Origin of the sequence: Roseibium marinum (genome assembly GCF_002906165.1) — a bacterium.
Lineage (GTDB): Bacteria > Pseudomonadota > Alphaproteobacteria > Rhizobiales > Stappiaceae > Roseibium > Roseibium marinum.
The window spans coordinates 42,240-66,760 of sequence record NZ_PPCN01000002.1 but is presented as its reverse complement, the minus strand read 5'-3'; the positions used below and the strand labels follow the sequence as shown (position 1 = coordinate 66,760).

Sequence of the window (24,521 nt, the reverse complement as noted above, 5' to 3'; positions counted from 1 at the left end):
GGCGGCACCACTGCGGACTTTCCTTCTGTTCGGACACCGAAATCCGGCTCGCGCCGCGACCTAAACCTAATTGTCCACAGACCCTAGAGAACGACAATACCGGAATGTTTCGCCTTGTGTTCGGGTTCCACATGAATGGTGACCCGGGCGCCGGGTACATCTTCCGCGATGGCTACCTCGATCCTGTCGCAGATATCGTGAGCGGCTTCAACCGACATTTCTCCTGGAACGACCAGATGAAAATCGACGAAGGTCGACTTGCCGGCAATTCGGGAGCGTAGGTCATGGGCTTCCAGGGCACCCTCGCCATGTTCGGAAATCTGCAGGCGGATCTTGTCCAGGACGTCAGCCGAGGCGGCTTCATCCATGAGACCGCCGACAGATTCCTTGACCAGCCCCCAGCCGGACCAGAGGACAGCGAAGCCGACAAGAGCGGCGAGAGCCGGATCGAGGAGCTTCCAACCCGTCATCAGCACGAGAACGACGCCGGTCAGCACACCGGCCGACGTTATGACATCCGTCATCAGGTGTCTGCCATCGGCCAGCAGCGCCGGTGACCTGGACTTCTTGCCGTAGTACATCAGATAGCGTGCCCAGAGCGCGTTGATGATGGCGGCGGTCAGGTTCATGGCGATACCCGCCGGGGAATAATGCGGGCTGCGGCCACTGGTAAAGCCGATCCAGGACGCATAAAAAATGGATATCGCCGCAAGGACGATCATGACGCCAACCAGAACGGCCGCGAAATATTCGGCCTTGTCGTGACCGTAGGGATGATTGCTGTCGGCGGGTTTGGCCGCGAACCATACGGCCGCCAGGGTTGCGATCGAGGCCGCGATATTGACGGTCGTTTCCAGGGCATCGGAGAAAAGGGCGACGGATCCGGTCAGCCAATAGGCGGCGAATTTGAGGCCGAGCACGACGATGCCGATCACGATGCTTGAGAAGGCAATCCGTAGCCTGCGCTTCAGGTTCATGCCATACCCCCGGATCAATCCGCTCCGGACAAAACGCGCGAAGGCGGAAATGCCGATCAAACCCAAGATATTCCAGGTTTCCTGCGTTCAATTGAACGCGGCCAGATGCTCCAACACTTTAAAATCGATCAACTTTTAGACCTCCAGTCCGTTTCGATCGGAGGTCTGTCGATCTGATGTGCCGATCAAGCCGGGGCAAGGGGTAGCAGTTTTTGCGCGGGTTACAAGGCACACGGCGCGATTATTCCCGCGAAATCAGCAGAACGTTTGAAATTTGGTCAGCAATCGCTGGGCAAGGGATCGCCAGCCGGAAGCAAGGGGGATCGATCCTGAGGCGCCAGACGCTTCAGGACCCGCCTTTCCAGTCCAGAACCGTGGCGCCGATAATGGCTCCCGGGCCGTCCTGGTCTTCCACCTGGATCAAAATGGCGCAGCGGGCGTCACCTTTCAGCATCAGCTTGGATTTCGGCATGCGGAAGGTTTCCGCGCCGCCCGACCACATGCCGATGGGCTGGAGATTGCGGACGACATTCACATATCGGATTTTCCGTCCGGCATTTTCCCCGCGGCCGATATCTACCGCCGCCTCCTCCTGCATGCGCACGAAATAGACCGTCGCCATCGCGGCGTTCCCGGGCAGGGTTCCGTCCACGGCGGCCTGCACGACCATGTCGGAGATTTTCAGATCGACCGTTGCGGTGAAAGGGTCGGTGCGGGCAAGGGCCGCGCGGACATCACTTTCGCGGCTGCCGACAACATGTTCATTGCCATTGACGACCATTTGCGGGGTATAGACCGAACGGTCGCCACGGCGGGCCGCGTAAGCGCGCTGGCGCTGGGAATGGGCCGGGCTGGCGAGCGTGTCCTTCCAGCCGAGATAGTCCCAGTAATCCACGGGCATGACGAGCGTCAGCAGATCGCTTTCCTCTCCGACCAGGCGTTCCGCAAGGCGGTCGGCCGGCGGACAGGACGAGCAGCCCTGGCTGGTGAAGAGTTCAACGACCTTTCGAGGCTCAGCCTCGGCACGAGCCCAGGTAGCGGAAAGCGCGACTATTCCGGCAACGACGATAAAAACCTTCCGGAAAGCTTTCCCGGCTCTCCGGCGCTTTGCACCCACCATCTGGTTCAATTCCTCTTCTGGATGGCGATAAAATATGCAATCGCGCTGTCAATCGCGAGTCACGAGGCGGTGACCACGGCCGGTTTTCCCGTATATCGCGGAAATGTGACGAGCGTTGCCGCAACCCGGTGCGTCAGCCGCCTTGCTGGATTTTCCGAAGTTCAGGCAGAAAAACAGTCCGGTAGGATTGAGGGCTGAGCGGGCCGATGAACTTGTACCGGATCATGCCGCTGGCATCGACAATGAAGGTCTCCGGTACGCCATAGACACCCCATTCGATGGCCGTACGGCCCGAGTCATCCGCACCGATACGTGTGTAGGGGTTGCCGAGACTGCCGAGGAAGCGGCGCGCGTTTTCCGGCTTGTCCTTGTAGTTGATGCCGAGAAGCTGGATGCCCTCCACCGTCGCCAGTTCCTCCAGAAGCGGATGTTCCTGACGGCAGGGCACGCACCAGGAGGCAAAGATATTGACCACGGACACTTTGCCGAGCAGGTCGGCCCGCGAGATGCCGGGGACGGGCATATCGTCCTTGAGGAGGCCGGGGACGGCATCGAGTGTGAAGTCGGGAGCCGGCTTGTTCAGGAGCGCGGAGGGTATCTTTTGCGGATCGCCGCCAAGCGTGAGCTGAAACAGGAACAGCCCGGCGAGCGCGGCGAACACCACCAGCGGCAACAGGACAAGCACGGGAAATCTGCGTTTCGGCGTTTCGGAACGGGGATCCTTGCCGGGCCCTGCATTTGTGTCTTGAGCACTCATTTAGGTTATCGACCGCCTTCTTGCGGCCGCCGGCGGGAGACACCCTGCTCCGCCAGGTCCTTGAGCGCCTTTTCCAGATTGGCCTTGTCGATCCGGACCCAGGCGATCAGGCCGAGGACGGTCAGGAGACAAAGGCCGTAGGAGGCAAAGATGAAGCCGGCGTGAGAGCCCAGGTCCATGATCTTACTCCGCAGGCTGTGCGGTTGCGACCGCGGAACGGGGGTGGGCGGCACTGGCGGCCCGCAGGCGCAGCGTGCGCACGCGGCGGCGCATGATCTCGTTGCGCATCGCCATCAGGTGCAGCACGAAAAACAACAGCGTGAAGGCAACCGCCATGACCAGAAGAGGCCAGAGGATATCCGGGTGAATGGTCGGACCGTCCATGCGCATGACGCTGGCAGGCTGATGCAGCGTGTTCCACCAGTCGACCGAAAACTTGATGACCGGCAGATTGAGAGCGCCGACGAGAGTCAGAACGGCGGCTGCCTTGCCGGCCTTGATCGGGTCTTCCATTGTGCGCCACAGGGTCATCAGGCCAAGATACATGATCAGCAGCACGAGCACGGACGTCAGCCTGGCGTCCCAGACCCAATAGGTGCCCCACATGGGTTTGCCCCAGAGCGAACCGGTCACCAGCGCCATGAAGGTGAAGGCGGCGCCGATGGGGGCCGCCGCCTTGGCGGAGACATCGGCGAGCGGGTGTTTCCACACCAGGGTACCGAGCGAGGAGACGGCCATGATGGAATAGCACATCATCGACAGCCAGGCGGCGGGCACGTGGATGTACATGATGCGGACCGTCTGACCCTGCTGGTAGTCTTCCGGCGCGATGAAGAAACTCATGTAGAGACCGGCCGCGGAGGCCAGAACGCACAGGCCGGTCAGCCAGGGAAGAACCACCTGGACCAGCTTCAAAAACCGCGTCGGATTTGCGTAATCCCAAAATGCCATGTTTGCTTTTACTGCAGTCTTGCGTTGCCATCAATGTACCGAACGGTCGCAGCGGCGCATTGCGATCGCTCAAGTCACCGACGGGAAGGATGATCTTGAAGCCGCTTCCTCAGTCTGATTCGAAACGGAGCGCGGCGGCCGAGGCGATCGGGCCGATGACGGCGGCGATCAGCGAGAGGGCGCAGAGGATCAGGAACGGCGTCAGAAACGGCACCGGATCGTGAATGGCGGCGTCGGCTGCGCTGACGCCGAAGATAAGCACCGGAATTGCCAGCGGCACCACGAGAACGGCCAGCAGAAGCCCGCCCCGGCGCAGGGAAACGGTCAGCGCCGCGCCGATGGCCCCGATCAGCGTGAGGGCCGGGGTTCCGACCAGAAGCGTCAGGGTGACGGCACCCATCGCGGCCGGTTCGAGATTGAGGAATATGGCCAGCAGAGGCGCGGCGACGACGAGGGGCAGACCCGTCGCCACCCAATGCGCGAGGCACTTGATCAGCACCACCAGTTCCAGCGGCCGTCCGGCCATCAGCATCAGGTCGAGCGTGCCGTCGTCCCGGTCGGCCTGGAACAGCCGGTCGAGCCCCAGCAGCGTGGCGAGCAGGGCGCCGATCCAGAGAATCGCCGGCCCGATGCGCGACAGAAGGTTGAGATCCGGGCCGACACCGAAGGGAATGACGGTGACGACGGCCAGGAAAAACAGCACCCCCACAAGCGCGCTTCCGCCGACCCGGACGGACAGGCGCAGATCACGCTGGAAAAGAGCGAGCGCCCAGGTGCTCATTGAAGCGCTTCCTCAGGAGACGGTGCGGCCGCGTCGCCGGCCCGCAGGTGCAGGATCAGTGTCTTTTCAAGCGCCAGATCGGAATGGGTCGCCGTCACGATCAGGCCGCCGGCCGCCAGATGGGCGTTCATCAGGCCCAGAAGCTGCGTTTCCGACACCCTGTCGAGCGCTGAAGTCGGTTCGTCCATCAGCCAGACCGGCCTCGGCGTCACCAGAAGACGGCAAAGCGAAAGCCTGCGTTTCTGACCGGCCGACAGGAAAGCCGCGGGCAACCGGGCGGTATGTCCGATGCCAAGGAGGTTCAGCGCGTCCATGGGGTCCACGGAGCTGCCGGAAAAGCCGGAAACGTGAGCGGCAGCGGCGAAACTCTGCCAGAATTGCAGGTTTTCTAGTACCGACAGGGCCGGTTTGACCGCATCCTGGTGACCGAAATAATGGATGTGCTCTTCAGACGGTGTGTCCGGGGCGCCGCCCTCCAGCCGGATCGATCCATGCGCAAGCGAAACCAGCCCCGCCAGCGTGCGCAGTAACGACGACTTGCCGATGCCGTTCGCCCCGGTCACCACCAGGGCGCTGCCGCCTTCCAGAGAAAAGGACAGATCCTCGAACACCCGGCGTCCGCCGCGGTCGATGGTCAGGTTTTCGGCAATGAGTTTCAGGATCGGCTCCGGCGCGGATGTGTTGAGCCTACCTTGTTAGAGGGGGGCAAGGTGCGGTGGCAAGAGGGCAAATACGCCCATGGACCGAGAGACAAACAAATAAACGCGGCTAATGAACCCGGCGAATGAACCAGCCGTGCCGGCCGGGACCGCGGTGGCGCGCACCGCGGTCCCTCAACGGCCTCAGTCGAAAACGGACGCGATCTGGTCGACGCTGATGCCTTCCTTGATCTCGCGCAGGCGGGCGTAGATCAGGGCGATGAGGATACTGATATAGCCCACTCCGATGGCGGAAAGCGCGGAGAACAGAATGGCGGCTAGGATGGTGCCGCCGATGAATGAGACAAGTCCGATCACCAGACCCACCACAAAGTTTATGACCACGATGAGGATCAAGCCCAGGACAAGCGCGCCGGCGATCGGCCAGCGGTATTGTTTGGTGAGCCGGGCGCTGCGGGCGAGGCCGCCGAACCCGACGCGTTCGATGACGATTGCCGGGACCATCACCGAGAACACCGCATAGACCCAGAGTCCCGGAATGATAAACAGCAGAGTTGCGAAGCCGGCCAGAATGCCGGCGACCAGGCTCAGGATCGCAACGGGCAGCAAAGCGCTCAGCGCCGGCCCGAAATACCGTCCCGGCTGCACCGGCCGTTTCAGTTTCGCGTCATAGGCAAGCTGCACCAGAAGAGCGGTCGTCAGGGAGTAGATCACCATTTCCACGATGAACACCAACCCGAAAGCCGTAGCCTCGCCGGGATCGTCGAATGTAGGCTCGGCCACTCCGAGCGCGGCATCGAAACCAATCAGTCCGCCTGACAGCAGGAGACCCAGCAGCACAGGCACGAAGGCCACGATGACCACTTTAAGGAAATTTCCGAAAAGGATCGAAAAACTTTCGCCAATCAGGGCGCCGACGCCAAGGGGAACCTTGGGCTGATCGAGGGGGGTGTCAGTCATTGCGGAACTCCAATTTCTTCAAAGCAATTTTAAAACAGATGTATTGAGTTACAAAACGTCACACATGTCTGAGCGGCACGGGAAGCCATGGTGATTTCTCACCATATGTTTAAATTTGAATACCCTCAAGCTGTGATGCCGTAACATCGAAAGGCACTCAGATGTCCTTGTCGGTGTGGGCATAATGCTTGTTCTCGCGCCGGTCGCCGAACAGCCGGCGCTGCTCCAGGTGCTCGCGCTGGGCATTGTAAAATGCCTTGAGGAACGGGAGCCGATCCTGAGAGGGCACAGGCTCCGCGTAACCGATCTTTTTGCGAATCTTTTCGACAATCGTTGCGATGGCCGCGTCTGTCTGCCGGCTGGCGGCGGTTGCCGTGGGTGTGCTGCGTGCGCGAAGCAGCGTTTCGAGGGTCTGCAGTTCGAACGCGCCGTAATGGTCGAGCTGATGGGACAGAAAGACAAAAGACTTCCCGTCCGCGCCGCTCGCCGGCTTTTCCACCGCCAGATCCGTCAACAGGACGGGCACCGGAAGATGGATCACGTGGGTCCCGGCCATCATGTCGCCAAGACGGCGGCGGTAACGGTCCCGGAACGGCACCAGCAACGCGATTGAGATCCATATCAGGGAGGCGGTCGTCTCCAGGGGAGACGCCGCGTCGAGCGTCAGCAGGAGCGTGCCCGGCAGAAAGATCTCCGCTTCCTTCATCAGATTGCGCAGGACAAGCGAATGGGCGCTCAGAGGTCCGCCGTCATGCGCCACCACCTTGATCTTCATGATGCGCTTGCCAAGGGTCTGGCCGTTCCAGGCAAGCTCGGCGAGCACATAGTAGGGAACGCCGATGGAGAAGAAGACCAGCACGGCGATGGCGGCCATCGATTGCGGGCTCGCCAGCTCAAGAGTGAAAAGCAGGACAAGCAGACAGACAGCCGCGATGGAGGTCAGGACAATGTCGGTGAATTGCGCGGCGGTGCGCACGCCTATGCCGGCGACCGGCAGGGTCAGGGCGACCCCTTCCGGCGGCATGAGAATATCGGGCGAAGGTCCTTTGTCCTTCTTGCTTTTCCTGAGGCGCCTGATCATCGCCCTCTCCGTCCGCCGAGGACAAACCAGGCCAGCCAGAACGCGCCGACACCCCAGCCGATGACGAAGCGCAGGGTCAGATCCTGAACAAGCTGCCGGGCGAAACTTTCCAGAATTGCGGCGGCGATGAGCATGAGTGCGGCGACAAGGGCCAGTTTCACCGCGTCGCGGCCGGCATGGCGCAGCGCATCGGCGCGCGTTCTGTCTCCCGGAAACAGCACCGCCGAACCGAGCTTCAGTCCGCCGCCGCAGGCGATGCAGACGGCCGACAGTTCGGTGACCCCATGCACGGACAGCCAGCCGGCAAGGTCCACACCCAGGCCCCGATCGACATGAAGCGCGAGAAAGGCACCGAGTATGAGGCCGTTGTAGAACGTCAGCAGGATAGCCGGCGCGCAGGCGAAAACGCCAAGGCCGAAGACGAAAATGGCGATCCGGGTGTTGTGCGAAAAGAGATAGGCCGCGAAGGCGCCGAGCCCGGACGTTCCGCTGTCGTGGCCGTAGATGGACGCCCGCAGGGAAGCGGTCGTGGCGCCGGGGCCCCGGCCATCGGCCATTTCGGACGGCATGAAGACGTAGAACCAGTCGTTGTTTTCGAAATAGAGCAGGTAGCCCGCCAGCGCGCCGAGCGTCATGAAGAGGAAGCCCAGCAGGATGAACAGCCAGCAGCGGCGCATCGCTTCGGGCGCGCCACGGGTCAGAATCCGTCCGAACAATCCACCGAGCCGCTCCTGCGGCGCGTAGACGCAAAGATAGGCGCGGGCCGTCAGGGCCTCCAGATAGCCGAGCAGGGCCTTGTCGAGCGAGATTTCCCGGGCGATGGCGAGCGATGTGGTGGCCTGCCGGTAGAGCGCGGCGAGGTCGCGCGTATCGGCGAATTGCATGCGCTGCAGTCCCTTGCTCTCCGCCGCCCGCACCAGGGTTTCAAGACGCCGCCAGTCGGCCTCGCGTTCCCTGCGGAACCGTGCGGAGCGGATGAGGTCCTGGCCGTCCATCAAATGAGCTCCCGTGCCTTGATCTCGAGATAGGTCGAAATCAGCCGTGCGGTAATCGCCTCGGGCCTGGCGTCGACGATGGTGACGCCCATGCGGCTGAGCCGTTCGAGAACCAGGCGGCGCTCGTGGATGGACTGGTTGGCCGCCACAAGCGCGGCGGCGCCGTTCAGGTCCTGAGGAGGGGTTTCCACCAGCGCTTCCAGCTCCGGGTCGCGGATGGTCACGAAGATCAGCAGGTGGCGCCTGGCGAGAATGGCGATGTTCTCGATCAGCAGTTCGGCCGAGGTGGTATCGATGAAATCGGTGAAAACGACGATCAGGCTGCGCTTGGGGGTGCGGGCGTTCAGTTCGCTCAAGGCCAGGGTGTGGTTCGTCTCGCGGCTGACATAGGAAAGCTCCGCCGTCCAGTGGCGCAGCCTCGCGAAGGCCGCGCGGCCCGGCGCCGGTGCCGCAAAACTGCGGGGTTTCACATCGTAGGAATAATAGCCGACGAGGTCGCCGCCGATAGCCGCGGCCCAGGCGATGGCCAGCGCCGCGGTGACGGCATGATCGATCTTCGGCAGACCGGCGATTTCCTCACGCATCAGATAGCCGTTGTCGAGTGCGACAATGACATGGTGGTTGCGCTCCGCACGCAGTTCCTTGGCTACGAGCGACCGGCGCCGGGCGGAGCGTTTCCAGTCGATGGTCTTGATGTCCATGCCCGGGACGAAGTCTCGCAGTTGCTGAAACTCGGATCCTTCGCCGATGGCCCGGTTCTCCTTGGCGCCGAAGAGCGTGGACAGGACCGTGGTCGTTATCTGTCCGGACTGGACGAGCCGGATGTTCGGGACCACACGGATCTCGGCACCGGCGTCCAGACGCGGCACGAATTCGAGCAGCTTCAGACGCGACTTCCAGAGCAGCCAGACATGCTCGAGGCGCCAGACACCGCGGCGTATCGCGCGGCAGCGAACTTCCGACGTGGCGCGGCCGCCCGAAGCGGGATGAAAGAGTGTTTCGCCGCTTCCGCCCAGCCCGGCCGGCCAGTCGAACCGGGCCCGCAGATCCCGGGGCGCCCTGTCGATTGCAAGGCGCAACGTGGCGGTTTCGCCGACAAAGATCTCGGGCGGCGTTTCGAAGGTCAGCGCCTTCGGGCGCCGGAAAGACAAGGCCAGGTCGCCGATCACCGCCACCGCCAGAAGGACCCACGGCACCACGGCGGCTTCGCGCACCGCGCCACCTGCCAGGACCGCGATCATCGAGAGGACGAGCGTAATCAGGGCGAGGGCAAGCAGTCTTTTTGACGGGCGGATCAGCGTGGGGCCTCGATCTGGTTGAGGATGTTTTCCAGAACCTGGGCGGGACTGCGGCCCTCGATTTCCGCGGCCGGGCCCAGGACAACCCGGTGGCGCAGGGTGGGCACGAAGAGCCGCTTGACGTCGTCGGGGATGGCATAATCCCGGCCGTTGATCGCAGCGGTGGCTCTGGCGGCGCTGGCAAGGGCGTCCGCCGCGCGGGTCGAGGCGCCGAAGGCGATTTCGGAGCTTTCCCGCGTCGCGCGGATGAGGCGGAGGATATAGGCGAGGATATCGTCCTTGAGAATGATCCCGTCGACCAGGGAGCGCGTTTCCGCCAGCGCCGCGGCGTCCAGAACCTTGGCAAGCGACGCCGTTTCCAGGCCCGCCTCCAGCGGTTCGGCGGCATGCTGGCGCAGGATGGCCATTTCGATGTCCTCGGGCGGAAAGTCGATCACCAGCTTGAACAGGAACCGGTCGAGCTGGGCCTCGGGAAGCGGGTAGGTGCCCTGTTGTTCGATGGGGTTCTGTGTTGCCACCACGATGAATTCCCGGCCGAGCGAATGATCGCTGCCGTCGATGCTGACAGTTCGCTCGCTCATCGCCTGCAGGAGGGCCGCCTGGGTTTTCGGGGGAGCGCGGTTGATTTCGTCGGCCAGCAGAACCTGGGAGAAGACCGGACCCTTGGTGAGAACGAAGGCATTGGTCCGGAAATCGAAGATCGAGGTTCCCAGAACGTCTCCGGGCATCAGGTCGGGGGTGAACTGGATGCGGCCGAAATCGAGCGCCAGTACGGCGGCGAAACTGCGGGCAAGCAGGGTCTTCGCCGTGCCGGGAGGGCCTTCGAGCAGCACATGACCGCGCGCGAACAGGGCGACCAGCAGCAGGTCGACAATGTCCTCCTGACCGAGGACGGTGCGTCCGATTTCCGCCCTCAAGGCGTCCGTGTGTTGCCGCAGGGCGTCAAGCGTCATGGTGTATTTGCTCCAGAACCTGTTCAAATTCGTCGATGAGCCGGATGGCTTCACTGGCCGGCAGATGGGCGGGAAGCCGCCGGATGTCGGCCAGAACCGTGCGCAGGCGGGCGGCTTCGGCCGGATGCCGGTGCTGGGCCGATTTGAGGAAGGCCTCTTCGCCGCCATAGTGGCGCGCATGGGCGGACCCGAAAAGGGCGGCGGCCGTTGCCGACATCCGCGCGGCGGCGTATTCGCGGGTCAGGGCGCCGTCCTGACCGGACAGCCGCATCAGCCGCGCCCTTGCGCGCACCGCAAGCAGCTTGCCGGCCCCCGGCGCCGCTGCTTCAAGGCGGATCGGCCCGGCGCGCAACGCCCCGCGCCAGAAAAACAGCAGGAAGGCCAGCGCGGCGCCAATCCACAGTGTCAGGAAGGGAGGGCCGAAAAAGCGGGCGAGATCCGCCCATGTCCGTTCGCGCTCGGGTTCGCTGACCGGATCGCGCAGCCAGGAATTAAGGCTGTAATCGATCATAACATTGCGGTCCGCCGCCTTGGAGCGCAGGAAATCCAGCGCGATTCGCGCGTTGTCTCCCAGGCGCAGACCGTGATTGTTGAGCAGATCCGGGTCGGACAGGACGAGAAGCCTCCGGCCCTGGTCATCGGCGGCTTTCTGGACGGGGCAGTCGGCCAGCAGCATGGCCTCCTCAGTGCCGATGATCGGGATGCAGTCGCGACCCTTGAACATCTGTGCCGCGTAAATCCGGGTGCGCAGGTCTTTTCCGTCGGTCGACCGGTACGGGAAATCCGTGAAGGGGGACTTCGCGTCGATCAGTTCGGGATTGATTTCATCGATAATCTTGCCGAGCGTTGACGCCAACCGGTCTCGATCCGCCTTCAGGACAGGATGGGCAAGTCCGGTCAGGCGCATCCCGCTGCGCCATTTCGGCAGGACGACCAGTGTCGGCACCGTTCGAGCCTTGATCGAGATGACGGACGTGTCGAGGTCGTATTCATCCTGTTGAAGCAACAGTTCCTGCTTGGTCGTCGCCGGAACGCGGTCGTCGTCAAGCGCGGTGTCATAGACCGGTACGACCAGAAGTCCGATCGATGTCTGGTCAATCGGCCAGCCGCCGGAGAAATTCTGCGCGCTCACGCCCTCTGAGGCCAGCCAGACCTGCAACCCGTCGAACCCGGCTGGAGAACTGCGCAGTGTCTGCTGCCGCTGCGAGAGAAGATACCACAGTCCGGCGATCCCTATGGCGCAGACGAGAACGATGACCACCGTTTCGATGCGCAGCGTGCCGGGCGTCCGGGCGGTCTCCGTTTCGCTCATGGTGTGCCCGGCCCCAGCAATTGTCTGCAGCCGGCAACATGTTGGCGAAACTCGTCTTCGCTCACATTTCGCCCACCGAACTGCACGCGCTCGCTGGCCATGACCAGAGAGCGGAGCGCGTCGAGCCGCGCCTGTCTGTCCGGAATATGGCGAAGCGCGTCGCGCGCGGTCCAGCTGCGCTGCATCAGAATGCCATTGGCGGCCACCGTCGCGGCGAGGGCCTTTCGCGCCAGTAGTACCAGCGCCCGCCGCCGGTCGTCGATGCGCAGGATTTCGTCCAGCGTGCCGAGCTTTTCGGCCCAGGCCGGGGCTTCTGGCCGGGCCTTGCGGCGTCCGCTGCCGGGATTGCGGGCGTCGCGCTTCAGGGAAACCGTCATGCGGCCGCCGAGACGCAGGAACAGATAGAGGATCGCGGCGAGTACGGCGCCGCTCACCACCAGGAAGGGCCAGTTGATATCGCCGGCCGGCCGGTCCGCCGCCGGTTGCCGCGGAGGCTCCGGTTGGAGCCCGGTGGTCAGCTCCGGTGCCGGAGCTGACGGGTCGTAATAGGCAACGTCCGCGGCGATGCGGCGCAGCCGGATCGATCGCAGGTAATCGCGTCCGGACTCACCGATCTCGACGGGTTCACGAACAGCGTCCTGCGCCAGCGATTGGGTCAGGGGAAAAAATACGATTGAAAGAACAAAAAAAACAAAAAAACAGCGCATGACTGTTTTTAACGTGCTTGCCCAACCCGGCGCAATAGAGCGTTTTGCCTTATCGGGACGTGCGGCCGGACGGGTGCTGGCGGTCCTGCTGAATCGCAAGATGACGTCCGGATCGACCGCCGCCGACGGGCATCTGTCCGTCGGCGGCGGTCATCAATCGATGCGGTTGGCGGTGCTCAAAAATGAACTGATTTTGGAGCAGCCGGTTTTTGCAGCGGCGGAGCGAACTTGGTGAGATCGATCCCTTCCACGGCAGCCTTGTATTCCTCAATACTCGGCGTTCTGCCAAGGACAGCGGAAAGCACGACAACGGGCGTCGAGGCGAGCAGGGATTCGCCTTTCTTCTCCGAGGAATCTTCAACGACACGACCTTTGAACAGACGCGTGGACGTCGCGAGAACCGTGTCGCCTTTCGCGGCTTTCTCCTGGTTCCCCATGCACAGGTTACAGCCTGGCCGCTCGAGGTAGAGGATGTTTTCGTAGTCGGTCCGGGCGGTGCTCTTCGGCGCGGCGTCGTCGAACTCGAAGCCGGAATACTTCTGGAGAATACTCCAGTCCCCTTCTTCCTTGAGTTCGTCGATGATGTTGTAGGTCGGAGCGGCGACCACCAGAGGCGCCTTGAACTCGACCTTGTCATTGGCCTTCTCAAGGTTCTTGAGCATCTGGGCAACGATCTTCATGTCGCCCTTGTGGACCATGCAGGAGCCGACAAATCCAAGATCCACCTTCTTCTCGCCCTTGTAGTAGGACACGGGCCGGATCGTGTCATGGGTGTATCTCTTGGAGACATCCGCATTGTTCACATCCGGGTCGGCGATCATCGGTTCGTCGATGAGATCGAGATCCACGACGACCTCGGCGAAATAGCTGGCGTTGTCATCCGGGGTCAGCGCCGGCTTCTCACCGGACCTGATCTGGGTAATCCGCTTGTCGGCAATGTCGATCAGTCCCTGAAGAACGCCGTTGCTGTTGTCCATTCCCTTGTCGATCATGATCTGAATGCGGCTCTTGGCGATCTCGAGCGAGCCGATCAGGGTGTCGTCGTTGGAAATGCAGATGGACGCCTTGGCCTTCATTTCGGCTGTCCAGTCGGTGAAGGTGAACGCCTGATCGGCGAGCAGCGTACCGATGTGGACCTCGATAATGCGTCCCTGGAAGACGTTGTCGCCGAATTGCTTCAGCATCTGGGCCTGTGTCGCATGGACCACGTCACGGAAATCCATGTAGTCCTTCATCTGGCCCTTGAAGGTCACTTTCACCGATTCGGGGATCGGCATTGTTGCCTCCCCCGTCGCCAGAGCCAGCGCAACGGTTCCCGAATCCGCTCCGAAGGCGACGCCCTTGGACATTCTGGTATGAGAATCGCCACCGATGATGATGGCCCAGTCGTCGACGGTGATGTCGTTCAGGACCTTGTGGATCACATCCGTCATCGGATGGTAGGCATCCTTCGGGTCCCGCGCCGTGATCAGGCCGAACTGGTTCATGAATTTCATCAGCTTGGGGATATTGGCCTGCGCCTTCAGGTCCCAGACCGACGCGGTGTGGCAGCCGGACTGGTAGGCACCGTCGACGGTGGGGGAAATCACCATCGCGGCCATGGATTCCAGCTCCTGGGCCGTCATCAGGCCGGTGGTGTCCTGCGAGCCGACGATATTCACCTTCACACGGACATCCGATCCCGCGTGCAGAACCTTGCCTTCGGTCACGCCGACAGCATTCGCGTTGAAGATCTTTTCGACGGCGGTCAGGCCCTGGCCCTCGTGAGACACTTCCTTCGACGGCGCGAACACCGGAGGCACATCGATGCCGAGGGTCTCGGCCGCGAGAGTCTGCAGTTTCTTTCCGAAGACGATCGCATAGGAGCCACCGGCCTTCATGAATTCAACCTTTTGGGGGTTCAGAGCCGAGGAGATATCGACAAGCTCTTCATCGCCGGCTTCATTGTAGAGCTTCCTGGTCTTCGTGTTGATGGTGAGGACGGTGCCCGTCTCGACAGAGTATTTCTGCTCAAGAACGGGGTTGTCATCATTGTTCAGAATTGGATTGCCGTCGTCGTCGAGTTTCTTGACCCAGTTCTTCAAGTCGATGCCGATGCCGCCGGTCACGCCGACGGTCGTCAGGAAAATGGGGGAAATGCCGTTCGTCCCGGCGACAACCGGGGCAATGTTCACAAAGGGAACATAGGGACTTGCCTGCTTGCCGGTCCACAGGGCGACGTTGTTGACGCCGGACATCCGGGAGGAGCCCACGCCCATCGTTCCTTTTTCGGCGATCAGCATCACGCGCTTGTCCGGGTGCCGCAGTTTCAGCGCCTCAATTTCCTTTTGTGCCGCCTCGGAAATCATGCACTTGCCGTGCAGCTCTCTGTCGGAGCGCGAATGGGCCTGGTTCCCGGGAGACAGCAGGTCGGTGGAGATATCCCCTTCGCCCGCGATATAGGTGACGACCTTTATTTCCTCGTCGAGGTCGGGAAGCTTGGTGAAAAACTCGGCCTGCGCGTAGCTTTCGAGGATGTCGCGGGCGATTTCATTGCCTGCTTTGTAGGAAAGCTTCAGCCGTTCCGTATCCGCTTCATAGAGATAAACCTGCGTTTTGAGGACTTCGGCCGCGTCCGTGGCGACGGACTGATCGTCCCCGAGGGCCAGATCGAGCAGAACCTCGACCGAGGGGCCGCCTTTCATGTGAGACAGGAGCTCAAAAGCGAAGGATTTCGGGATTTCTTCAACAACCGAGGTGCCGAGAATGATCTCTTTCAGGAATTTCGCCTTTTCACCGGCGGCGCTCGTCGTTCCGGGCAGGGTATTGTAAATGAAGAACTTGAGGGACTCTTGCCTGTGTTCGTGCCCGGGATCCTTGATCTGGGCGACGATCTCTTTGACGAGTGCGCCGTCTTCGATGGGCTTGGGATGCAGGCCCTGGCCTTTGCGAGTGTCGATCTCATTCAGGTAGTCTGTGTACAAGCTCATGATGATCCCGGCGTCCTGATGGTTTGATTGCAACATTTGCATCTGTGTACCGCGACTTCGATTGCAAATGTCTGAATCTCTGAATGAAGCTCGTCTACCGGGCCGCTGTCAGTCTGGCGAGCCGGGACAAGCTAGCTGAGCGCGGTCTTAGTTCAGTATACAATGGTATGCAATATGTTTATATATTCCGGATGCGGGATGCGGTTCGATTGCCGTATCAGCGGCCGGTGTGATGCCGGAGGCCGGAACACCCCTTTTCAAACAGCCGCGGCATCCAATTTATGGGTAAGGTGCGGCGAGGTGATGTCTGGTGAAGGCAGCCAAAGATTGCTATAGGGGCGGCGCATCGACTTGCGGCGGCGAATGAGGGAGAGGCTCTCTATCGCATACCCCGCGGAACTGCTTCGGATGGCAGAGCGTTTTGGTTATGCGTCCGGAGTGATGAGAGATTACGCCAGGTACCGGATCGGACGCGGCCCGGGCCTGCGGACACATTAGGAGATCGCGCGCAGTGACCCAGTCCCTCGATAGCTTCAAGTGTAAGAAAACACTGACCGCCGGCGGCAAGACCTACACCTATTTCTCGATTCCGGAAGCAGAGAAGAACGGCCTGGAAGGCGTTTCCAGACTGCCGTTTTCGCTGAAGGTCGTTCTGGAAAACCTGCTGCGCTTCGAAGACGGACGCACGGTCAAGAAGGAAGACATTCTTGCCTGCGCCGAGTGGCTGAAGACCCGCAAGTCCTCGCAGGAAATTTCCTACCGTCCGGCGCGCGTGCTGATGCAGGACTTCACCGGCGTTCCCGCCGTCGTCGATCTGGCCGCCATGCGCGACGCGGCCGTGAAGCTCGGCGGCGATCCGAAAAAGGTCAACCCGCTGGTGCCGGTCGACCTCGTCATTGACCACTCGGTGATGATCGACTATTTCGGCACCCAGGACGCCTTCAGGAAGAACGTCGAACTTGAATACCAGCGCAATCAGGAACGCTACGAGTTCCTGCGCTGGGGCCAGTCCGCGTTCGACAACTTCCGCGCCGTGCCCCCGGGAACCGGCATCTGCCACCAGGTGAATCTGGAATATCTCGCCCAGACCGTCTGGACGAAGGAAGAGGACGGCGAAACCCTCGCCTATCCCGACACGCTGGTCGGCACGGACAGCCATACCACGATGGTCAACGGCCTGGCGGTTCTGGGCTGGGGTGTGGGCGGCATCGAGGCGGAAGCGGCCATGCTCGGCCAGCCGATCTCCATGCTGATCCCGGAAGTCGTCGGTTTCAGACTGACCGGCAGGCTGAATGAAGGCATCACCGCGACCGACCTTGTGCTGCGCGTCGTCGAAATGCTGCGTAAAAAGGGCGTTGTCGGCAAGTTCGTCGAGTTCTACGGACCGGGCCTCGACAATCTCAGCCTGGAAGATTCCGCCACCATCGCCAACATGGCGCCGGAATACGGCGCGACCTGCGGCTTCTTCCCGGTCGATGCCGATACGCTGAAATATCTGCAAGCCACCGGCCGCGACAAGGACCGCGTCGCGCTGGTCGAGGAATATGCCAAGGTTCAGGGCATGTTCCGTTCGGGCAGCGAGGAGCCGGTCTTCACCGACACGCTGGACCTCGATATCTCCACGGTCGTTCCCGCCATCTCCGGACCGAAGCGTCCGCAGGACCGCATCAACCTGTCCGATGCCGCGGCCGGCTTCGCAACAACGATGGCTGAGGAGTTCAAGAAAGCGGACGAGCTGTCCAAGCGCATTGCCGTGGAAGGCAAGGGCTTCGATCTCGGCCATGGCGATGTGGTCATCGCTGCGATCACCTCCTGCACCAACACCTCCAACCCGTCTGTGCTGATCGGCGCGGGACTGGTTGCCCGCAACGCCTTGAAGAAGGGTCTCAAGGTCAAGCCGTGGGTGAAAACCTCGCTGGCACCGGGTTCCCAGGTGGTGACAGACTATCTGGAAAAGGCTGGCGTCCAGGACGATCTCGACGGTCTCGGTTTCACGCTGGCCGGCTACGGCTGCACCACCTGTATCGGCAACTCCGGACCTCTGGACCCGGCGATTTCCAAGGCGATCAACGATAACGACATGATCGCCTGCTCGGTGCTGTCCGGCAACCGCAACTTCGAAGGCCGGGTGAACCCGGATGTGCGCGCCAACTACCTGGCCTCGCCGCCGCTGGTCGTCGCCTACGCCATCGCCGGTAACCTGAACGTCAACATCACCGAGGATTCCCTTGGCGACGATCAGGACGGCAACCCGGTCTATCTGAAGGACATCTGGCCGACCACGGCGGAGATCACCGATCTGATCCGGTCCTCCATCAACGAGGAAATGTTCCGCGAACGTTATGGCGACGTCTTCAAGGGCGACGAGCACTGGCAGGCGATCAAGGTGGAAGGCGGCATGACCTACGGCTGGCCGGCTGCCTCGACCTATGTGCAGAACCCGCCCTATTTCGAGGGCATGACCATGGAGCCCAAGCCGCTTCAGGACATCGAGGGAGCCGCCGTCATGGGCCTGTTCCTCGACAGTATCACCACCGACCACATTTCTCCTGCCGGTAACATCAAGGCCGACAGCCCGGCCGGCACCTACCTTGCCGAGCACCAGGTCGCCCAGAAGGACTTCAACTCCTATGGCGCCCGCCGCGGCAACCACCAGGTGATGATGCGCGGCACCTTCGCCAACATCCGTATCAAGAACCAGATGGTTCCGGGTGTCGAAGGCGGCGTCACCATGAAGGACGGCGAGAAGAAGTGGATCTACGACGCCTGCATGGAATACCAGGAAGCCGGTATTCCGCTGGTCGTCTTCGCCGGCAAGGAATACGGCACGGGATCTTCCCGGGACTGGGCCGCGAAAGGCACCACGCTGCTTGGCGTCAGGGCCGTGATCGCCCAGTCGTTCGAGCGTATCCACCGCTCCAACCTGGTCGGCATGGGCGTCATCCCGCTCACCTTCAAGGAGGGCGAGAGCTGGCAGTCGCACAACATCACCGGCAAGGAACGCGTAACCATCCTGGGCATCGCCGACATCAAGCCGCGCCAGATGATGGATGTCGAAGTCACCTACGAGGACGGCACCACCAAGACCATCGAGTGTCTGTGCCGCGTCGATACGCTGGACGAACTGGAATACATCAAGGCCGGCGGCATCCTGCACTACGTGCTGCGCAACCTTGTGACGAGCTGATTGCTCTGACGATCGAATAGATGAAGAATTGAGCGGGCCCTTCGGGGCCCGTTTGCTAGCAGACGAATTTGTATTTACGGTGCAGAAGATTTGACTGCCTAGGTGGCATTATGAGGGTAGAGATTTGCGAAGGTTAAATGCGTTTGTCACATGGACGGTTTTTTTAAGCGCTTTGATAGTTTGTGATCCAGCCAGAGCAGAGCGTTTCGTTTCGTGCGTTCAAGAACAACTGACAGATGCTGGATATGATCCGGGGCCTATTGATGGTCTGTTGGGACGGAAAACAACCAATCAGCTTGAAAAGCTGAAAAAGGAATATCCGACGATTCAAGACCTTCCGAATATTTCTACTGCAAATGCCTCTGTTTATTGTCGCGCTATAGGATTGGCGCGAGCAAACAAAGTGGGATGGACGGAAGATCGTGAACTCATCAAACTGGTTCTGGGAAATGAGATCAGCCCTGAAGGAGTGCGTAAGTTAAAATCTGTTTTAGATGACGTACTGGAATTCTATGGCAATCAGTTGGGAGTGAATATTCCAGGTCAAATTACTATAGTAGCATCAGCAGATGTAGATGAAGCTGCAAAGCTCGCAAGTAACGAACTGAGAGCGCAGCGCGCGCATTATAAAATTGTAAAAGAATTTACAAATTGGTGCCGAGGTTATTCTTATTGTGGAAAGTCATACGCGGGTGTGATCGCGATAAGTTTTTCAGAGTTGTCTGGATTTCCAATTACAGACGTTCGCAGATTGCTTACGCATGAACTGGCGCACGAGATACAAGCTCAGTATGTGGGTAACTTTCGAGCCCGTGGAGAAGAGCGCCAGGTTCAAGCAAGGGGGCCTAAATGGTTGACGGAGGCGCTGGCGATCGCATTGGAAAACAAATTTATATTCCCAGATAAAGAAGCCGATTATCATGTTTCCAGATTTCGAAACCGAGCAACCTATAAGACTGAGAGGCTTAAAGAACTTTATTATCAGACATCTTCTGGAGATAGCGACTTCAGAGATTATAGCTCTTATGCGGGATTCTTATTGGTTGCTAGAAGTTCGAATAAAAAAATAATTGAATTCTGGCAAGAGACTCCTTACGTCGGTTGGGAGAAAGCATTTAGTACTTCGTTTGGGTTGTCAGTGGAAGAATTCTATAAGTACTTTGGTGAAAATTGAACTATAATAACTGTGAAATTAAAGATATTTTTACAGGATTATTTATTTAATAAGTTGAATGGAGCGCAGTGAGTGAAATGCGAAATAAGTTCCTGACGCTTCGAGTATATTCTACGCTCTAATATTTCGATGTCGTCGAAGTCCAGTCGTGTTGGCAAACATCAAGGCTGGCAGGCATCCTGCATTATTTGCTCCGGAACCCGGTGACGATCTGATTGTTCGGGCTTTCCGTCAGTCAATGATTTGAGCGGGCCCTTCGGGGCCCGTTTTTTCGTCAGGGGCCCCCGGTTTCACGTCAGTCCGTCGAACGTCCCGGCGAGGATTGCCAGCGGCGCGGAAACAATGTTCCATACTGCCGGTCATTTTCAGTTTGTTATTTTTGGGAGGATTTCATGAAACCGATTTTTACGGCAATGCTTTTCCTGGGTGTTTGCGGACGGGCCGCACTTGCGGATCCGTGCCAGGACAGGTTCACCGAACTCTACCTGCAACACGACCAGGGCATCCCGACGAAAACGGTGGCGACTACCGTGTTCAAGGGCGCGCCACCCTCGACCAACGAATTCCTCTATTCCAGTTCGGATCATTACATGACCGTGCCGATCGCTCCGCCCGGTCCGTGGGTGCTGGGCTATCAAAACGTGCTCTACCAGTCCGGGGACGAGGGCAAGACCTGGCAGAAGGTCAGGGAGATGGATTCCAGCCAGAATGCGGACAAGGCACGTGCCGGCAAGCTGGCCAATGCCGAAACCATCCGCAACGCGGCGTGCGGCGAAGCGGACCTGGGTGGTGAAGTTGTTGACGTTGCGGCAGCGGATATCACCGTAAGCCAGGGCATGGTCACGGAGAACCGCTATACCTACTGGGTCCGGCGCAGCGACGGTTTCATCGTCAAGGCGACCTATGACATCAAGGCGCCGGGGTTGGAGATGCTGACGATGCAGGTCATCGAAAAGGCACCCGGACTGACGTTGCCCGCACCGGAGTGAACCCGGGTTTTCCGGCGCTCTGCCGGCGGGTGTCCGCATTCGTCCTTGGTGATCCGGTAAAACCTGTGATTAATTTATATCTCCGGACAATCCAGACGGGAACGGGGACATGGTCAATCTAGTTGTGTGTTGCGATGGAACCTGGGCGACACCGGACAATATGGATGAAGGTATACCGGCCCCGACGAATGTGGTGAAAATTCACGCCTCTATCAGCGGAGCCGATGCTTCCGGCGGCAGGCAGGAGAAGTATTATCACGCAGGCGTCGGGACGGAGGGCGGCTGGTGGAAAAGGCTTCTTGGCGGCGGCATGGGCGACGGACTCGACCGCAATATCAAGAGTGCCTACAGATGGCTCGCGGGGATCTATCAGCCGGAAGACGCCCTCTTCCTGTTCGGCTTCAGCAGGGGCGCTTACACTGTCAGAAGCCTGGCGGGAATGATCTCCGCCTGCGGTCTGCTCGATTTGACTGAAGAGGGATTGTCCGACGAAGTGGTCTGGGCGCGGGTGGACGAAGTTTTCGCCAATTACCGCAGGAAAAAGGACGACCGGAGAAGCCTGAGGCACCTGCCGTTTCACAATAACGGGCCGGGACTGGACGGCGCGGGGAAGACGCCCGTTCACTTTCTCGGCGTGTGGGACACCGTCGGGTCCCTCGGCATTCCCGATGAACTTGCGCTGCTGAACCTCTTCGACGACCCTGCGAAGCATTCCTTTCACGATGCGGAGCTGAGTGACACCGTTGCATTCGCGCGGCACGCCATCGCAATCGATGAGCCCCGTTCGACCTTTTCTCCAACCTTGTGGACGAAGGCAGCGGCGGAGACGGACGTCAGGCAGATCTGGTTTCCCGGTGCGCATTCCGACGTGGGCGGAGGCTATGCCCGCATGGGGCTTTCAGACGGCGCTCTGAAGTGGATGATCGAAGAGGCAAAGGCTTGCGGTCTTGTCTTCCGGGCCGCGGCCGTGGCCCAGCTCGATCCGGACCCGCAGGACGTGCTGCATGATTCCGTCATCGGTTTCTACAAAAAGCTGAGGTCCCGGCCGCGAAGCGTGCCCTGTCTTACGGCCCCGAAATCAAAGACATTTTTTCATTCCTCCGCCCTGAAGCGGCACAAAAATCCGCCTTTGACCCAATCCGTCTACTGGCCGACGCAACGGCTGGACAAGGGACAGAAACTCACGTTGGATATCTTCGCGCGTGAAAAATGGAATGCGACCGGGCTGTTTCTGAAGGCCGACGAAGACTACCTGTTCACGGCGTCGGGCCAGTGGGTTGATGCCACCATCAAATGCGGCCCGGAGGGCACGAAGGACGGAAAATTCCAGGCGGGCGAAGTTATTCACCTGGCCGCTTCCGCCTGGGGGCAGGTGGAGAAACTGTTCAAGACCTTGTCCGGTAACCCGCAAACGGATTTCCGGCTGACCCGCCGGGAAGGAGACCTGCCCTGGTTTTCGCTCGTGGGTGTCGTCGCCAACGGCATCAGTACGGATGATACGGGAAACGCGGTCCCCCATGAAAGCATTCTGATCGGCAAAGGCGAGCGCTTTTCCCCGAAAGGGGACGGATATCTTTATGCCTTCGCCAACGATGCCTGGCAGGCTTATGGCAATAACCGCGGCAGCGTGAAACTGACGGTCGAGCGGGTCAGGTAGCCTCTTTCCTCAAGCAGGCGGCCGGGTGTCCCGACCGCCTGCTTGAGGTTTTCAGGGCTTTCCTACAGCTTCAAATTCAGGTCGATCACCGCCCGCTTGCCGATCCGGTTCGGGCCCCAAGAGGCTTCGATCTTCTTTTTCGGATTGGCGGGGTCGCGTGCCTGGACCTTGACCACATAGGGGCCGTCCACCGGCACTGAATAGCCGCCGCTTGGTGGAAAGCGGGATTTGTTCGGGAAAAACAGAGACTTCAAAGGGGTCATCTTGCCATCTCCGGCTATCGTGCCGATGATCGCTTTCCACCAGGACAGCGATGATGAAGAGCAAGAAAACCGCCTTGAAGGACTCGTTGTAGATCTCGTCGCTGCCGAAAGCGCCTGGTCCGTCGCGCATATCGATCTTTACGGTCACGGTCTCATCCGGCTTGCCGGTGAGTTTGTAGGTGACGGTGTCGGCGGAGACTTTCCCTTGCTTGGGCGGGAGGTATATCAGCGCCCTCATAACCGGCACGCAGGAACAGATGCATTCGGCCTATGGGATGCCTGCACAGGTCGAATGAACGCCTGAAATCCGTTTACGAGATACGCTGCTGACCGACCGACATAAGTTGGCAATGCCCGTCGGCAGCCGGTTCAGTGTCCGGCTGCCGACGCCCGCACTTGTTTAGCGTGGCGGGTTTACAACAATGTAATTTACGGTCGTACCCTGGTATTGCGGTGCATACCAGGCGTTGCCGCATTGTTGATAGACAATGCCGTTGACGACCACCTGGGAACAACCGGAGGGTAGCGACGCGACGATCGTGCCAACTGCGACAGCCGCCGCGGTAATTGCAGCTGCCGTTGCAACCGGATGGTGACGATTGTCATAGTAATGGCTGTCAACATTGATGTTGGTATTCCGGTTGATGTTTACGTCAACGTTCTTGCGGTTCACCACGGTATTGTTCCGGTTCACCACAGTGTTGTTGACCTGGCGGTGAACACCGCCACCGCCCGCACGGTTGTTCACCGTGTGGCGTCCGCCACCTCCACCGCCGCCACGATGACCACCTCCACGGGCTTCCGCGTGGTCGGTGCTTGCAAGATGGACCGTCGCCGGAACGAGGCCGTAAATCAGGAATGCCGAAAGGGCTGATATCAGGATTTTGCGCATGATCGGTTGTCCTCCCGGGTTATTGGTCAGCGGTTTTTGCAGTGTAGATGCTGATCTTTTCAGCCCCCTCCGGCGGGGCAAAACTGAAGACCGATGCATCGAACGTCGCTTCAGGTGTCATGTCGATGACAGCTGAATATTGAGGTCTGGCAGGTTGTGACAAGTCGACAATGGCCAGCTTGCAAGGAAGCTTCTTGTCTCCTTGCGTGATCCAGATCTGCCAGCTCACATCGTCCTGCGCGAAGACATACTGGTCGCACAGGCGGCCACCAATATTCGCAGGTCCGACCATGGTGGCAGACGTCACATCGGCGAGATTATCCTCATCGGTTCCCCAAAAGAACAGGTCTGCAAGCGGGAGCTGAAGATCATGCTGTTCGGCGGCCTTTTGCAGCGTTTCGCGGATTGTCGCGGGAGCCTCGAACTGGGCGTAGTAACCGAGTGTTTCGCCGTAGACCGTAACCGTCAGACCGTCGTAGGTGATGCTGCGATGAAGATCCGCGCCATCAATTTCGGCGCGCAAGCCGTCCGGAACACGCGCAGAAATCGTGACTTCCTCGTTTCTTTGAACGAGAATTCCGTCGCTGACGACGTCGTCATAGGCAACGTCGGCGTGGATGCCGAAACTTTTCAGTTCACGCAGCTGCCTGCCCATTTCGGATACGGCGGCAATGGCCGTTTGTGTTGCTTCGTCATGGGAACTATCTGCCGCCATTGCAGCGGGTGCCTGTCCAAGCGCAGCCAACAGACCGACAAGAACAGGGACGGAAGCATTCCTTCCGGTATTTGTCATTCCTACCTCCAAAAGCACGTTTGCTTTACATGTATCAGGAAAAACT

24 protein-coding genes are annotated in these 24,521 nt (G+C 60.1%); 6 read left to right on the top strand and 18 right to left on the bottom strand.

Features of this window, described 5'->3' with window-relative positions; translation table 11 throughout:
• Positions 1-83: 83 nt before the first annotated feature.
• The 14 genes from CLV41_RS07215 to CLV41_RS07150 form a co-directional block, all read right to left on the bottom strand.
• Entirely contained in the window at positions 84-977 is an 894-nt protein-coding gene (locus CLV41_RS07215; RefSeq protein WP_103221996.1) for a cation diffusion facilitator family transporter, read from the bottom strand.
• Between the two features lie 346 nt (positions 978-1,323).
• On the bottom strand, positions 1,324-2,097 hold the full coding sequence (locus tag CLV41_RS07210) for a DUF1223 domain-containing protein (RefSeq protein WP_170107135.1): 774 nt from the start codon (positions 2,095-2,097) through the stop codon (positions 1,324-1,326).
• A gap of 133 nt (positions 2,098-2,230) precedes the next feature.
• Positions 2,231-2,854, bottom strand: a complete 624-nt coding sequence (locus CLV41_RS07205; RefSeq protein ID WP_103221655.1) for a DsbE family thiol:disulfide interchange protein — start codon at positions 2,852-2,854, stop codon at positions 2,231-2,233.
• A gap of 5 nt (positions 2,855-2,859) precedes the next feature.
• Complete coding sequence (ccmD, locus tag CLV41_RS07200; RefSeq protein ID WP_103221654.1) at positions 2,860-3,033, bottom strand: heme exporter protein CcmD; 174 nt, start codon at positions 3,031-3,033, stop codon at positions 2,860-2,862.
• A gap of 4 nt (positions 3,034-3,037) precedes the next feature.
• Positions 3,038-3,805 carry a heme ABC transporter permease gene (locus CLV41_RS07195; protein ID WP_103221653.1) on the bottom strand — a complete coding sequence of 256 codons (768 nt, stop codon included), beginning with the start codon at positions 3,803-3,805 and terminating at the stop codon, positions 3,038-3,040.
• A 109-nt stretch (positions 3,806-3,914) separates the two neighbouring features.
• Positions 3,915-4,586, bottom strand: coding sequence for a heme exporter protein CcmB (gene ccmB, locus CLV41_RS07190; protein ID WP_103221652.1), 672 nt, complete (start codon positions 4,584-4,586; stop codon positions 3,915-3,917).
• Positions 4,583-5,245, bottom strand: coding sequence for a heme ABC exporter ATP-binding protein CcmA (gene ccmA / locus CLV41_RS07185; RefSeq protein ID WP_103221651.1), 663 nt, complete (start codon positions 5,243-5,245; stop codon positions 4,583-4,585). The genes ccmB and ccmA overlap by 4 nt, the downstream gene beginning before the upstream one ends.
• A gap of 183 nt (positions 5,246-5,428) precedes the next feature.
• Positions 5,429-6,205: a hypothetical protein gene (locus CLV41_RS07180; protein WP_103221650.1), complete on the bottom strand. Its 777-nt coding sequence runs from the start codon at positions 6,203-6,205 to the stop codon at positions 5,429-5,431.
• A gap of 157 nt (positions 6,206-6,362) precedes the next feature.
• Positions 6,363-7,286 (bottom strand): RDD family protein, encoded by a 924-nt coding sequence (locus tag CLV41_RS07175; protein ID WP_103221649.1) that lies wholly within the window; start codon positions 7,284-7,286, stop codon positions 6,363-6,365.
• Positions 7,283-8,281, bottom strand: a complete 999-nt coding sequence (locus CLV41_RS07170) for a stage II sporulation protein M (RefSeq protein WP_103221648.1) — start codon at positions 8,279-8,281, stop codon at positions 7,283-7,285. The genes CLV41_RS07175 and CLV41_RS07170 overlap by 4 nt, the downstream gene beginning before the upstream one ends.
• The gene (locus CLV41_RS07165) at positions 8,281-9,522 is read right to left on the bottom strand and encodes a DUF58 domain-containing protein (protein ID WP_103221647.1); all 1,242 of its coding nucleotides are present in this window, start codon (positions 9,520-9,522) and stop codon (positions 8,281-8,283) included. Before CLV41_RS07165 ends, CLV41_RS07170 begins: the two co-directional genes overlap by 1 nt.
• A gap of 53 nt (positions 9,523-9,575) precedes the next feature.
• Positions 9,576-10,532, bottom strand: coding sequence for an AAA family ATPase (locus tag CLV41_RS07160; RefSeq protein ID WP_103221646.1), 957 nt, complete (start codon positions 10,530-10,532; stop codon positions 9,576-9,578).
• Positions 10,522-11,844 carry a hypothetical protein gene (locus CLV41_RS07155; RefSeq protein ID WP_103221645.1) on the bottom strand — a complete coding sequence of 441 codons (1,323 nt, stop codon included), beginning with the start codon at positions 11,842-11,844 and terminating at the stop codon, positions 10,522-10,524. The genes CLV41_RS07160 and CLV41_RS07155 overlap by 11 nt, the downstream gene beginning before the upstream one ends.
• Positions 11,841-12,551, bottom strand: a complete 711-nt coding sequence (locus tag CLV41_RS07150; RefSeq protein WP_103221644.1) for a DUF4129 domain-containing protein — start codon at positions 12,549-12,551, stop codon at positions 11,841-11,843. Before CLV41_RS07150 ends, CLV41_RS07155 begins: the two co-directional genes overlap by 4 nt.
• On the opposite strand from CLV41_RS07150, the gene CLV41_RS27490 reads away from it, so the two are divergent.
• Complete coding sequence (locus CLV41_RS27490) at positions 12,550-12,786, top strand: hypothetical protein (protein ID WP_146048531.1); 237 nt, start codon at positions 12,550-12,552, stop codon at positions 12,784-12,786. The two genes, CLV41_RS07150 and CLV41_RS27490, sit on opposite strands and share 2 nt — an antisense overlap.
• On the opposite strand, the gene CLV41_RS07145 is transcribed toward CLV41_RS27490, so the two are convergent.
• Positions 12,728-15,520: a bifunctional aconitate hydratase 2/2-methylisocitrate dehydratase gene (locus tag CLV41_RS07145; RefSeq protein WP_103221995.1), complete on the bottom strand. Its 2,793-nt coding sequence runs from the start codon at positions 15,518-15,520 to the stop codon at positions 12,728-12,730. The two genes, CLV41_RS27490 and CLV41_RS07145, sit on opposite strands and share 59 nt — an antisense overlap.
• Positions 15,521-16,031: 511 nt before the next feature.
• On the opposite strand from CLV41_RS07145, the gene acnA reads away from it, so the two are divergent.
• From acnA to CLV41_RS07125, 4 genes are all read left to right on the top strand, one after another.
• Positions 16,032-18,707 carry an aconitate hydratase AcnA gene (gene acnA / locus CLV41_RS07140; protein ID WP_103221643.1) on the top strand — a complete coding sequence of 892 codons (2,676 nt, stop codon included), beginning with the start codon at positions 16,032-16,034 and terminating at the stop codon, positions 18,705-18,707.
• Between the two features lie 124 nt (positions 18,708-18,831).
• Positions 18,832-19,881, top strand: a complete 1,050-nt coding sequence (locus tag CLV41_RS27485) for a peptidoglycan-binding domain-containing protein (RefSeq protein ID WP_146048530.1) — start codon at positions 18,832-18,834, stop codon at positions 19,879-19,881.
• 392 nt (positions 19,882-20,273) lie between these two features.
• Positions 20,274-20,870, top strand: a complete 597-nt coding sequence (locus CLV41_RS07130) for a hypothetical protein (protein ID WP_103221641.1) — start codon at positions 20,274-20,276, stop codon at positions 20,868-20,870.
• A gap of 109 nt (positions 20,871-20,979) precedes the next feature.
• Positions 20,980-22,527, top strand: a complete 1,548-nt coding sequence (locus tag CLV41_RS07125) for a DUF2235 domain-containing protein (RefSeq protein WP_103221640.1) — start codon at positions 20,980-20,982, stop codon at positions 22,525-22,527.
• A 62-nt stretch (positions 22,528-22,589) separates the two neighbouring features.
• Here CLV41_RS07125 and CLV41_RS07120 read toward each other — a convergent pair whose 3' ends face one another.
• A complete protein-coding gene (locus CLV41_RS07120; RefSeq protein ID WP_103221639.1) occupies positions 22,590-22,790 on the bottom strand; it encodes a hypothetical protein in 201 nt (66 codons plus the stop codon).
• A gap of 25 nt (positions 22,791-22,815) precedes the next feature.
• On the opposite strand from CLV41_RS07120, the gene CLV41_RS07115 reads away from it, so the two are divergent.
• Positions 22,816-23,094 (top strand): hypothetical protein, encoded by a 279-nt coding sequence (locus CLV41_RS07115; RefSeq protein ID WP_146048529.1) that lies wholly within the window; start codon positions 22,816-22,818, stop codon positions 23,092-23,094.
• 96 nt (positions 23,095-23,190) lie between these two features.
• On the opposite strand, the gene CLV41_RS07110 is transcribed toward CLV41_RS07115, so the two are convergent.
• Both CLV41_RS07110 and CLV41_RS07105 read right to left on the bottom strand, forming a co-directional pair.
• Positions 23,191-23,682, bottom strand: a complete 492-nt coding sequence (locus tag CLV41_RS07110) for a DUF6515 family protein (RefSeq protein ID WP_103221637.1) — start codon at positions 23,680-23,682, stop codon at positions 23,191-23,193.
• A 19-nt stretch (positions 23,683-23,701) separates the two neighbouring features.
• The gene (locus CLV41_RS07105; protein ID WP_103221636.1) at positions 23,702-24,475 is read right to left on the bottom strand and encodes a DUF2092 domain-containing protein; all 774 of its coding nucleotides are present in this window, start codon (positions 24,473-24,475) and stop codon (positions 23,702-23,704) included.
• Positions 24,476-24,521 lie beyond the last annotated feature (46 nt).

Bases quoted from the DNA above. Each gene is read 5' to 3' on its own strand.
- CLV41_RS07215 (WP_103221996.1), bottom strand. From the start codon at position 977: ATGAACCTGAAGCGCAGGCTACGGATTGCCTTCTCAAGCATCGTGATC.
- CLV41_RS07210 (WP_170107135.1), bottom strand. From the start codon at position 2,097: ATGGTGGGTGCAAAGCGCCGGAGAGCCGGGAAAGCTTTCCGGAAGGTT.
- CLV41_RS07205 (WP_103221655.1), bottom strand. From the start codon at position 2,854: ATGAGTGCTCAAGACACAAATGCAGGGCCCGGCAAGGATCCCCGTTCC.
- ccmD (WP_103221654.1), bottom strand. From the start codon at position 3,033: ATGGACCTGGGCTCTCACGCCGGCTTCATCTTTGCCTCCTACGGCCTT.
- CLV41_RS07195 (WP_103221653.1), bottom strand. From the start codon at position 3,805: ATGGCATTTTGGGATTACGCAAATCCGACGCGGTTTTTGAAGCTGGTC.
- ccmB (WP_103221652.1), bottom strand. From the start codon at position 4,586: ATGAGCACCTGGGCGCTCGCTCTTTTCCAGCGTGATCTGCGCCTGTCC.
- CLV41_RS07180 (WP_103221650.1), bottom strand. From the start codon at position 6,205: ATGACTGACACCCCCCTCGATCAGCCCAAGGTTCCCCTTGGCGTCGGC.
- CLV41_RS07175 (WP_103221649.1), bottom strand. From the start codon at position 7,286: ATGATCAGGCGCCTCAGGAAAAGCAAGAAGGACAAAGGACCTTCGCCC.
- CLV41_RS07170 (WP_103221648.1), bottom strand. From the start codon at position 8,281: ATGGACGGCCAGGACCTCATCCGCTCCGCACGGTTCCGCAGGGAACGC.
- CLV41_RS07165 (WP_103221647.1), bottom strand. From the start codon at position 9,522: ATGATCGCGGTCCTGGCAGGTGGCGCGGTGCGCGAAGCCGCCGTGGTG.
- CLV41_RS07160 (WP_103221646.1), bottom strand. From the start codon at position 10,532: ATGACGCTTGACGCCCTGCGGCAACACACGGACGCCTTGAGGGCGGAA.
- CLV41_RS07155 (WP_103221645.1), bottom strand. From the start codon at position 11,844: ATGAGCGAAACGGAGACCGCCCGGACGCCCGGCACGCTGCGCATCGAA.
- CLV41_RS27490 (WP_146048531.1), top strand. From the start codon at position 12,550: ATGACTGTTTTTAACGTGCTTGCCCAACCCGGCGCAATAGAGCGTTTT.
- CLV41_RS07150 (WP_103221644.1), bottom strand. From the start codon at position 12,551: ATGCGCTGTTTTTTTGTTTTTTTTGTTCTTTCAATCGTATTTTTTCCC.
- CLV41_RS07145 (WP_103221995.1), bottom strand. From the start codon at position 15,520: ATGAGCTTGTACACAGACTACCTGAATGAGATCGACACTCGCAAAGGC.
- CLV41_RS07130 (WP_103221641.1), top strand. From the start codon at position 20,274: ATGAAACCGATTTTTACGGCAATGCTTTTCCTGGGTGTTTGCGGACGG.
- CLV41_RS07125 (WP_103221640.1), top strand. From the start codon at position 20,980: ATGGTCAATCTAGTTGTGTGTTGCGATGGAACCTGGGCGACACCGGAC.
- CLV41_RS07120 (WP_103221639.1), bottom strand. From the start codon at position 22,790: ATGACCCCTTTGAAGTCTCTGTTTTTCCCGAACAAATCCCGCTTTCCA.
- CLV41_RS07115 (WP_146048529.1), top strand. From the start codon at position 22,816: ATGATCGCTTTCCACCAGGACAGCGATGATGAAGAGCAAGAAAACCGC.
- CLV41_RS07110 (WP_103221637.1), bottom strand. From the start codon at position 23,682: ATGCGCAAAATCCTGATATCAGCCCTTTCGGCATTCCTGATTTACGGC.
- CLV41_RS07105 (WP_103221636.1), bottom strand. From the start codon at position 24,475: ATGACAAATACCGGAAGGAATGCTTCCGTCCCTGTTCTTGTCGGTCTG.